We start from the raw sequence: 10,097 nt of genomic DNA, 5'->3' as shown, positions 1-10,097 counted from the left end.
GACATGAACGCCTCTAATCGGTCAATTGTGATCATCTTCTAATCCTTGTAACCAGAGATGCGCAATAGTTTTCTTTTGCAGTCATTCGTAATCAGCCGCACGGTGAAATCCGCCTGTTTTCCCACCTCTCTGTGGGAGCAGTCCCCGTGTAGCCGGCTGCTGAAAGATCGCTTGACGTCATTTGACCGGCGGGAATGGACCCGCCCTGTGCTTTTGCCGGCGACCGTCTTGATCAGCGACGCGCGAGAGTCGCGAGCCTGCAGAAGAGGGCGCTGTCGCCGAACGCGCCAGATTTGGAAGTTGTGGCTAGCCCTTGGAAAACGCCGCCTTTGATTCTGGAGATCGGAAGCCCCGGTTCAATCTCGCTCTCGACCGTGAGTTCGACGACGCCGAGGCTGGAGCACACCGATCGCAATGTTTCGCCGCCAGTGACGAGCAGCGTTCCGGGCTTTGGCAAACCGTCAAGAAGCGACGCAAACACCTTGCCGATATGATCTGCAATCGCGTGGCGATCACCCGATGCAACCACAGTGACAACCGACGGCGCACCTCGCATGATCCGTTTTGCCAGATCCCTTTTCGCTTTGTCGATGTCGCGTTCCACAACGATATGCCCATCAGCATGCTTGGTGGCAAACGAGGCCACCTGTCCCGCCGTGACTTCGTGATTTGTGCCGACAAGGCCCAGGAACGGGGCGGGCAGTGCCGGAACAGGCTTGTGTGGTATGCTCAGGTGTCGCGCCAGCGCGGCAGCCAGGCCGCCCGTACCAACCCAGAGTGTCTGCGGCGCGCTCGCCGTTGCAACGATTTCGTCCAGGTCCTTGTCCGTTTCGGCGTCGTAGAGTGTGAGGAAATGAACCGGCCGCGTGCCCGGTACCGACCGGCCAGAGGAAAAGCGCCGACCGAGGCCGGCGAGGATGTCGGGACCGACCATTTCGGGCCGATCGAGCCGCCATTGACGCCCAAGGCGTGTAACACGGCCCTGAAAGGGGAACGCGGGCGCCAGTACAACCCGCTGGTACGCACCTTCGACGATGCAGGCTTCTATTTCGGCAATGACGTGACCGCGCAAAAGGCTGTCGATCTTCTTGAAGCTCAGCTGTCCGGCGGCCAGCCATGGCGCGAACTTCAAGTGTCTGGCGACGGCCGTTGTCTCGGCGCCCTCACGTGTGGCGATATCGACAGCCGAACGGCCCGAGAGCCTACGATCCAGTTGCCAGCTCACGCCGACACCTTGGCCTGGCGAGGCGAAGCAAACCGCGCTGTCCAGAGCGCCGGTCAGGTCGTCCGCGATGATCCGGATATCGACAGTCTCAAGAGCGCTCAATTGAAGAACCCGAACGGCTGACGCGCACGACGCGGACGTTCACATCGAGCGTCCGAAGATTGCTGAGGTTGGCCTGATCGATGCCGTCATCGGTAATGATCTGGTGGATGTCGGCCAGGCGGCAGATGGTGCAGAAATTCGGAGTGGTGAATTTGGAATTGTCGGCAAGCACGACCACCCGTCGCGCCGCGGCGATCATCGCCTGCTTCATCGCCGCGACCTCGAGCGAGGTCTCCGTGAGCATGTCCCCGGTGATGGCGTGAGTGCCCAGAATTGCCACATCGGCGTGGATGGTACGCAGGAAATTCTCGCCAGGCTGGCCAACCAGAGTTAGAGAACCCGGCTTGCAGGTGCCTCCAAGCATGACGAGGCGTACTCCCGGCACGGTTGCAAGTATCTGCGCGATCGCGAGACTGTTGGTGACGGCCGTAAGCGAAATGGGCGCGGCGGCGATGGCGCGGGCGACTTCCAGAACAGTCGTGCTTGCGTCGAAAATGACACTCTGCCCGGGGCGAAGTTCCGACATCATGGCTGCGCCTATGGCCTCCTTCTCAGCCCTGGCGAAGTGTGCGGCAGTGGCGAGATCTGGCTCGAAGGTGGCGAGTTCCGTGCGTTGAAGCATCGCTCCGCCATGCGTTCGCTCCAATGCTCCCTGCCGTTCAAGCGTCTCGAGGTCGCGCCGTATGGTCGAAGGTGACGCGCCGATGAGATCAATGAGTTCCTGAACGCCGACGGTTCCTTCCCGTTTGAGGCATTCGAGAATGAAAGCATGGCGCTTGGCCGGAATTAGATCGACCCGTCCACGCCCGCCATCGTCTTCCCATGACCCGGCGGACGCTGAGGGCCCGGTATCTTCCACCGTTGATTTTCGAACATTCCTTGCCACGTTCGTATCTCCGCACAGTGCAGCAACACGCTCGCCGGAATCATGGCGAGCCCAGCATCGCGAATATCACGAATTCATTCGGCGAGCCCACTGGTTTGTCATGGCGATGAGCGAATTCCTATCGCTTTTGGCCTTGTTAGAATTATTTTGACTGATTTTGACCATATGTGATAAGCGATGACCGTCAATCCTCGTCAATTGGCACTGACAAGTGCGCAGTTCTTGTCAAAAAAATGGGAATTAAAGTCAGCGATTCAGAGCGCTTGGGCTCTGTCGCGAACCGGGTTGGAGGAACCATGTCTTTCTTGTCGAAGCTGAAATCGGCCCTTGTCGGCGCCGCTGCCGCGGCCTTCTTGTCAACGGCGGCCCTAGCTGCCGATGAACCCACGGTCGGCGTTGTCGTGCCGACCCTGGATGCGCAATTCTGGAATAGCTATGTCGCTTTCATGAAGAAGGGAGCGGATGAGCTTGGTGTGAAGCTCGTTGTCCTCAATGCCGACAACAAGCCTGACCAGATGGTCAAGTCGCTTGAGGACCTGGTGGCCCAGAAGGTCGACGGCATTGTTTTCACGCCCTATTGGGCCACTGCCGCTCGCGGCCTTACCTTGGCCAAGGAAGCCGAGATACCGGTCATCCTCACCGACAGTTATCCGGATTTTTCGCCTCAAACCGAGCGTTTCCCGAATTACATTGCCTTTATCGGGCCGAGCGATGAGGACGCCGGATACCAAATGGCCAAGGCGCTGTTCGCCGCCATCAAGCCGGGGCCTGATGGCAAGAAAGTGATCGGCGTGGTGAACGGCACCGCCGGCACCTCGGTCGCCATTGATCGCCGCAAGGGGCTGGAAGACGCTCTCAAGGAAGCGCCCGATGTGCGCGTCGCCGGCGAAGTCGATGGCAATTTCGTCCGTGATACGTCACAGACCGCATTTGAATCCCTCTTCCAGGGCAACCCGGACATCACCGGCGTCTGGGCCGCGAATGGCGGCACCGCGACCGGCGTGATGGCTGCGCTCAAGAACCATGGGAAAGCGCCCGGCAAGGACGTTATGGTCGTCGGAATGGATCTCAACCCCGAGAATGTCGATGCGGTAAAGTCCGGCGACCTGCTTTTCGATATTGGCGGTCATTGGCTTCAGGGCGGCTTCGCCCTTGTCGCCCTTTTCGATCAGATCAAGGGTATTCCGGTTCCCGCCGGCGCCGACAATGTCAAGCTGAAGCTGCTGCCGCTGACCAAGGATCGCGTTGCGCAGTTCGAGAAGGACTTTCCCGGCGGCGTGCCGACATATGATTTCCGGCAGCACTCGCGCTTCTACAACAAGGACGCCAAGCCGGCCGTGTTCGAGATGCAGTATAGCAACTGAACGTCCGATTGGACCTGCCCGCAATCCCACGGTTGCAGGCAGGCCCTGCCTGGCATTTGGGCGTAGTCAATGATGACACTTGCTGCGAGCGACCTGCGCAAAAGCTACGGCCAGACACGTGCCGTGGTCGGCGTATCCGTAGTGCTTCGGCCCGGCATGGTTCACGCCATCGTCGGCGAAAACGGGGCCGGCAAATCGACGACCTTGCGTATGCTTGCGGGCGCAGAGCGGCCTGACAGCGGCGTCATGACGTTGGATGACGCAAGCTATGCACCACCAAGCGTCATCGGTGCGGCGGCCCTTGGCGTATCGCTTGTATACCAGGAAATCACGATCAACCGTTCGCTGACTGTTGCCGAAAACATCTTCATCGATCGCCTGCGGCAGTTCGCCGGCCCCCTCGGCTTTATCGATCGCAGACGTATGGAAGCCGCGTCGCAAGCGATCCTGGAACGGATCGGCGCGCAAATATCAGTCTCTGCCGATACAGGCCGCCTCAATCTCGGCGAGCTGAAATGCATCGAGATCGCTCGAGCGCTGTCTACAAATCCGAAAATCCTGCTTCTGGACGAATCCACCGCCTATCTCGATCATCGAGAGGTTCAGGCTGTCCTTCGCGTCATCAGCGAACTCAAGGGGCAGGGGATGACCGTCGCCTTCGTGTCTCATCATCTCGACGAGGTGCTTGCGGTCGCGGATGAATTGACGATCCTGAAAGACGGGCAATATGTCGGAACCTATCGCACGACCGAGATCGAGCCGAATGAAATTCATCGCCGCATGGTGGGGCGCGAGCTCGCCAGAAGCATCTATCCGCCGCGGCCGCCGGGAGATCCAGGCAAGCCTGTTGTCTTCGAAGCCTCCGAGGTCGCCGTTGGGCGAGAACTCGGCGGCGTCAGCCTGGATGTGCATGCCGGCGAAATCCTCGGCCTTGCCGGATTGAAGGGCGCTGGCGCCGAGGCGCTGTTCGCAGCCATTTGCGGCGACTTGCCCTTGCGTGGTGGCTCGATGAAGCTTGCGGGTGGTTCTTATGCGCCGTCGAGTCCGACTTTCGCCTGGGGACAGGGCGTCGCCTACCTGCCGGGTGACCGTCACAATGAGGGCCTGATCGCCGACTTCAGTATCCTCGACAATCTGGTGATGGCCCGCCCGCCGCATCATGGGCCGTTCTTTGATCGCGCCGCTGCCACTGCTATCGCGGGTGACCTGATCGCCCAGATCGGCATCAAGACACAAAGCGTCGATTCGTCCTGCCGTTCGCTCTCGGGCGGTAATTTGCAAAAGGTGGTGATCGGCAAATGCCTGGCTGTCCAGCCGCGCTTGCTCCTGCTCAACAATCCTACACGCGGGGTCGATATCGGCGCCCGAACGGAAATCTATCGCCTCGTCAGGCAGAAGGCGGCGCAGGGCCTCGCCGTGATCCTGTCATCAGAAGACATGCCCGAACTGATCGGTATGTCGGACCGCTTGCTGGTGCTCCGGCAAGGACAAATTACGCATCGCATCGAGACGGCAGCCGATGCCACCGAGCATGACATTATTGGACATATGGCCTGACCATGGAAACGAACGTGACCTCGATCGCCACCAAGACACCGAACGCAACCAGGGAACCCGGCGTCAATGCCAAGTTCGAAGTCGTCAAACGCGGCTTTCCGCTTGCCATGCTCGTCCTGCTCATTGTGATCTTCTCGATGGCCTCGCCACGCTTCCTGACCTTCAGCAACCTTCTCATCGTGCTTCAACAGGGCACGGTGCTGCTGGTTGCTGCGCTCGGCATGACCTTCGTCATCATGGCCGGTTCAATCGATCTTTCGGTCGGTTCAATTGTTGCACTCGCGGCATTGGCAGCCGCATTGACAGCTGACAGCCTTGGCGCCGCGGCGATCATTCCCGCCATTGCCGTCGGTGCTGTTGCCGGATTGATCAACGGTGTTCTCCTGGCCAAAGGCAAGGTGCCGTCCTTCATCGCAACCATGGGAGCGATGGTGGTCTATCGCGGCATCGTGCTGCTTTTTACACGTGGCGCTCCTGTCTCGATCGAGGATGAGCAATTCCTTGATGTCTATACCAATCGGACTTTGGGCATTCCGCACTCCGTGATCATTGGCCTGGTGCTAATGGTTGTCGCGTATGGCATCATCAACAGGACGGTGTTCGGGCGCGAGGTTCGCGCCATAGGCGGTGGGGAACGTGTCGCCATTCTAACGGGCATTCAGGTCGCGCGCGTGAAAATCTATATGTATGTGCTTCTCGGTGCCTTGTGCGGCATTGCCGGCTTGCTACAAGCCGCGCGCGCCATGGCCGCCACCGCCCAACTCGGGGAGGGGCTTGAACTGGACGTCATAGCCGCGGTGGTCGTCGGCGGAACACCATTGACTGGAGGCGTAGGCAGTGTTGTCGGTACCATGCTGGGCGTTTTGATCATCACTCTGCTTTCCAACGGCATGAACATGGCCGGTGTCGATCCGTACCTTCAGAATATCGTCAAGGGTACGGTTTTGGTCTGCGCCGTATTCGTGACCATTGATCGCAAGAAGATCGGCATCATCAAGTGAGCGGAAGCGTCGACATGCGGTTGGGGGAGATCTTGCGCCTTCTTAGCGGATCTTCGCGCACTCGACGTTGTATATCCAGTCTGCGGCAGTTCGTTTCACGGCCTCTCGATGGACGCTGACCGGGCCTGTGAATAGACTGCCACTGCGATCAGGGTCAGCAGGCCGATGAACCAATATTGCCAGGCTTGCGACAGGCCCAGGAAAACCATCGATGAATTGACTTCCTGGATCAGGACGGCGCCAAGCAGCACGCCGATGAAACTGCCGCGTCCGCCAAAGAGACTGGCTCCGCCGAGGACCACTGCGGCAATGCTGCCCAGCGTGTATTCGATGCCCTGATTGGGATCGCCGATGCCGAGCTGCGCCACCACCATCATGCCCCCAAGCGCTGTGAGCAAGCTGCAGGCGATGAACGCGCCGACGACGGTCCAGCCTGTGCGCACACCAATATGCGCCGCTGCCTTCTCGTTAGAGCCAACGGCGCGCAAGCTCATTCCCCAACGGCTGTAGCGCAAACCGACTTCGAGGATGATTGCCAGGACCAGCGCGACGATGAACACGACCGGAATGCTACCGATTGTGGCTTTGATGGTATCCATGACGGTGGCGCTGATGGCTCCATCGGGATAGGGCCGCAGCAACACCGAGATGCCCTGAATGATGATGTAAACCCCTAGCGTCGCGGCGACGGAGGTGAAGTTCCCGAACCGAACCAAGGTCCCGCTGGTCAGGCCGACGAGGGCTGCGGCGCCAAACACGGCCAACACGCCAACGATTATCGTTCCCATGCCGGCACCTTCATTCAAAAAGAATGACGCGATGACGAGGCTCAAGCCGATCAACGGTCCGACCGACAGATCGATCCTGCCGGTGAACACTGCGCACATCTGGCCAAAGGAGACGAACGCCAGTGCTGCGGAAAGGAACAGGATCTTCTCGATGTTGAAGCCTGAGACGAAACGAATGTTGTGGCCAGACGCTACCAGGCCCAGCAACACGATTAGCCCGGCAAGCACGAAGCTTGGAACATAGTCGCCGGCGGCAACCATTCGCAGCCAAGAGCGCGTAGTGCCGGATCTGTCTCGTCCTTGCTGGTCGGTCTTGCGATGGGTGGTGGCCGTTATCATGGTCCGGCCGATATTGGCCTCATTGACGTCTTGGCCTGAGAGTTCGCCCACGACGTGCCCACGGGAGAAGACCAGCACGCGGTCGCATAGGCCCTCAAGCTCGACGATATCGGATGAGACGATAACCACCAATGTCCCGCGCGAAGCGACGTCACGCAGGATGCGATAGATTTCGGCGCGGGCACCCACGTCAACCCCGGCTGTCGGCTCCTCTGCCAGCACGAGTGAAGCCTCTGCCAGGAGAGCTCGTGACAGGATCGTCTTTTGCTGGTTCCCGCCAGACAGCGTGGCGACATTCTGCTCGATCGATGCCGCGCGAATGTTCAGGTCCACTCGCTGGGCTTCCATTTGCCGCCGTTCGAGCGAACGGTTCACGACGCCAAAGTTCGCGAAACGTGACAGGGCCGAGATGGTACCGTTTTCGCGCACGGAAAGACTGGGAAAAAGGCCTTCATGCTGGCGGTCGGGAGACAGATAGATAATGCCGGCACTACGAGCGGCACCCGGGTTGCCGAGCGGCACGGTCTTCCCGTCCAGAGTGACGGCTCCACGGGCATTTCCAAGACCTGCCAGCGAACGCAGGAAGTCGCTCTGGCCGTTTCCGGTAATGCCGGCGATACCAACGATCTCGCCGCCACGCGCCGACATGTTGATGTCTACGAAATCAGCGCCCGAAAGCCCTTTGACCTCAAGAACACTTGCGCCACTCATGACACCGGATGATTTGGGCGGAAATTGCTTGGTAACGGTGCGTCCGACAATGAGGTTGAGGATCTGGTCATCGCTGACATCGCGCACAGGTGCCGATCCCTTCACTTCTCCGTCACGCATGACGGTGACAGTGTCTGCGATCTGTCTGATTTCCTGCAGCCGATGCGAAATGTAGATGACCGCCGCGCCGCGAGCCGCGGCTTGGCGCACGTTGCGAAACAGGATATCGACAAGGTCGGCTGTCAAAGCCGCGGTGGGTTCGTCAAGAATGAGGATCTTCGGGTCGATCGCAAGCGCCTTGGCAAGTTCTATCAGTTGGCTTTGTGCTATGTCGACATCACACAGCCGGGTCTTGGGATGAACGGCAGAGCCAACACGATGGAGTTGGGCGACTACCCAGTCATTGGCATTCGCATAATCCGTTCGAAGCGCTGCTGGAACTGCAAGCAGCAGGTTTTCAGCCACCGTCAGATCAGGAAGCACTGCCGGGTGCTGATGCACGATGGCGAGCCCGAGCCGTTGCGCCTGTGCCGCGCTCAAGCGATCTACAGTTTGTCCGCATATTTCGATCGAACCCTGATCGAAGCTCAAATTTCCGGAGGCAATGCCCATCAATGTCGACTTGCCTGCGCCATTTTCTCCCAGAAGCGCATGAACCTCGCCACATCGCGCGTCAAACGAGATGTCCTTCACGGCGACGACATTGCCGAAACGCTTCCACACGCCTTGCATGCGCAAACCCAACGGGCTGTCCAACGCAGTACTGGTCGGCGTTGCCCTGTCAGCCTGAAGCTGCTCGACGGTGGCCATGGGTCGATCCTCCTAAGTGACTTCCATCATCCTGCTTGAGGAGATGAAGGGGCGGACAGAAGCCCGCCCCTTTTGGCTCGAGATCAGAGACCGCCCTTGAGGGCTGCCAGGACCTGTTCGTCAGGCAGGCTGGTGCCGTTTGAAGCGGATTCAGGAAGCTTCGGATTGCAGAAAACCGTTCCGGCAAGCGAATCCTCGAGCTGGAAGTTCGTCACTTCCTTCACACCGGCCTCGGCCACCGTATGCTTGGTGCCGTTGGGGTCGGTTATGACGAGCGGCTGATCCATCTTGCCGCCGGCTGCCTCGGCGATCGCCCAGCGTACGGCCAGACGTACGTTCCACTGCTCGGCGCTGTTTGTCGTGTACTGGAAGGTGGACTTCGCGTCGGCGTCATGCAGCTTCTTCCAGGTGCAGCCGAACACATTGGCGTCTTCACCGGCAATAAGCGGAAGCGGCCGACCGGCGCGTTCGAAGACGCCCGAGGCGACAACGCCCATGCTGAGGTCGGCGATGACACCGTCGATCTGCGGATACTGGGCAATCAGCGCGCCCAGTGATTTGGCGACCATGCTGGAATCCCAATTCGTCACTTCGAACGGCTTCTGCCCGATCTGGACGATGCCCGGATAGTCCTTGAACGCTTCGAGGATGCCATCGGCGCGCTCACGGCTCTGGCTGGTTCCGGCAGGTCCGCCGAGATAGGCGACATTTCCCTTGCCGTGGAGGGCCTTCGCCATCCATTTTCCCCAGTCGACGCCGTCCTGGTGGAAGTTCGTGCCGACGAAAACGCTGTAATCCTTGCCTTCCTCACCACCGACACGGGCTCGGTACGGCACGACGGTGCTGCCCTGCTTGAAGGCATCGCGGATCGCCGGCAGCATGGCCGGGCCGGCATCGGGGAACACGACAATGGCGTTGACGCCGCGCGCTGCGAGACCGCTGAGGTCGGAAATCGCCTTCTGGGTGTTACCTTGCCCGTCTGTGTGATCCCAGCCGGTGACGTTCGGGCACTGGCTGGCCTCGTTGATCGCTGCGGCCGTCGTCATCTGCCGCCAGGGGTTCTGGGCGAAGCCATCTGCCAGCGCGACAGAAATCTCCTTCGTTCCGCAAAAGCTCGGTGGTGTCGCCGCCGGTTCGGCGCAGAAGACACCGCCGGCGATGCCCTTGCACCAATCCGCGGCGCCGGCTTGTGTGACCGACAGCGGTGAGACAGTTGCAAAGGCCGACAGGGCGAGCGCGGCGCCCGATATCACGTTTAATCCAAGATAAGACTTCATCATTTCCTCCCAACGAAGTTTGGTTGCTGTTCTCCAA

General features: G+C 59.8%; 7 protein-coding genes. 3 read left to right on the top strand and 4 right to left on the bottom strand.

Annotated features, from left to right (window positions below; genetic code table 11):
- Positions 1-232 precede the first annotated feature (232 nt).
- Positions 233-1,327, bottom strand: coding sequence for a four-carbon acid sugar kinase family protein (locus EOC83_RS29845; RefSeq protein ID WP_063170567.1), 1,095 nt, complete (start codon positions 1,325-1,327; stop codon positions 233-235).
- Positions 1,314-2,213 (bottom strand): DeoR/GlpR family DNA-binding transcription regulator, encoded by a 900-nt coding sequence (locus EOC83_RS29840; protein WP_342030151.1) that lies wholly within the window; start codon positions 2,211-2,213, stop codon positions 1,314-1,316. The genes EOC83_RS29845 and EOC83_RS29840 overlap by 14 nt, the downstream gene beginning before the upstream one ends.
- Positions 2,214-2,509: 296 nt before the next feature.
- Here EOC83_RS29840 and EOC83_RS29835 point away from each other — a divergent pair, with 296 nt between their 5' ends.
- The 3 genes from EOC83_RS29835 to EOC83_RS29825 all read left to right on the top strand — a co-directional run bounded on the left by EOC83_RS29835 (position 2,510) and on the right by EOC83_RS29825 (position 6,135).
- Complete coding sequence (locus EOC83_RS29835; RefSeq protein WP_063170565.1) at positions 2,510-3,577, top strand: ABC transporter substrate-binding protein; 1,068 nt, start codon at positions 2,510-2,512, stop codon at positions 3,575-3,577.
- A 69-nt stretch (positions 3,578-3,646) separates the two neighbouring features.
- Complete coding sequence (locus EOC83_RS29830) at positions 3,647-5,134, top strand: sugar ABC transporter ATP-binding protein (RefSeq protein WP_063170564.1); 1,488 nt, start codon at positions 3,647-3,649, stop codon at positions 5,132-5,134.
- Between the two features lie 14 nt (positions 5,135-5,148).
- Positions 5,149-6,135, top strand: a complete 987-nt coding sequence (locus tag EOC83_RS29825) for an ABC transporter permease (protein WP_158515814.1) — start codon at positions 5,149-5,151, stop codon at positions 6,133-6,135.
- A gap of 95 nt (positions 6,136-6,230) precedes the next feature.
- Here EOC83_RS29825 and EOC83_RS29820 read toward each other — a convergent pair whose 3' ends face one another.
- Both EOC83_RS29820 and EOC83_RS29815 read right to left on the bottom strand, forming a co-directional pair.
- Positions 6,231-8,783, bottom strand: coding sequence for an ATP-binding cassette domain-containing protein (locus EOC83_RS29820; protein ID WP_063170562.1), 2,553 nt, complete (start codon positions 8,781-8,783; stop codon positions 6,231-6,233).
- Between the two features lie 83 nt (positions 8,784-8,866).
- A complete protein-coding gene (locus tag EOC83_RS29815) occupies positions 8,867-10,060 on the bottom strand; it encodes a substrate-binding domain-containing protein (protein ID WP_158515813.1) in 1,194 nt (397 codons plus the stop codon).
- Positions 10,061-10,097: the final 37 nt, after the last annotated feature.

This window comes from Mesorhizobium sp. Primo-A (assembly GCF_003997175.1).
Taxonomy (GTDB): Bacteria; Pseudomonadota; Alphaproteobacteria; order Rhizobiales; family Rhizobiaceae; genus Mesorhizobium; species Mesorhizobium ciceri.
This window is presented reverse-complemented; position numbering and strand designations above follow the sequence as displayed.

Coding starts and splice junctions, on each gene's coding strand:
- EOC83_RS29835 (WP_063170565.1), top strand. CDS start 2,510: ATGTCTTTCTTGTCGAAGCTGAAATCGGCCCTTGTCGGCGCCGCTGCC.
- EOC83_RS29830 (WP_063170564.1), top strand. CDS start 3,647: ATGATGACACTTGCTGCGAGCGACCTGCGCAAAAGCTACGGCCAGACA.
- EOC83_RS29820 (WP_063170562.1), bottom strand. CDS start 8,783: ATGGCCACCGTCGAGCAGCTTCAGGCTGACAGGGCAACGCCGACCAGT.
- EOC83_RS29815 (WP_158515813.1), bottom strand. CDS start 10,060: ATGAAGTCTTATCTTGGATTAAACGTGATATCGGGCGCCGCGCTCGCC.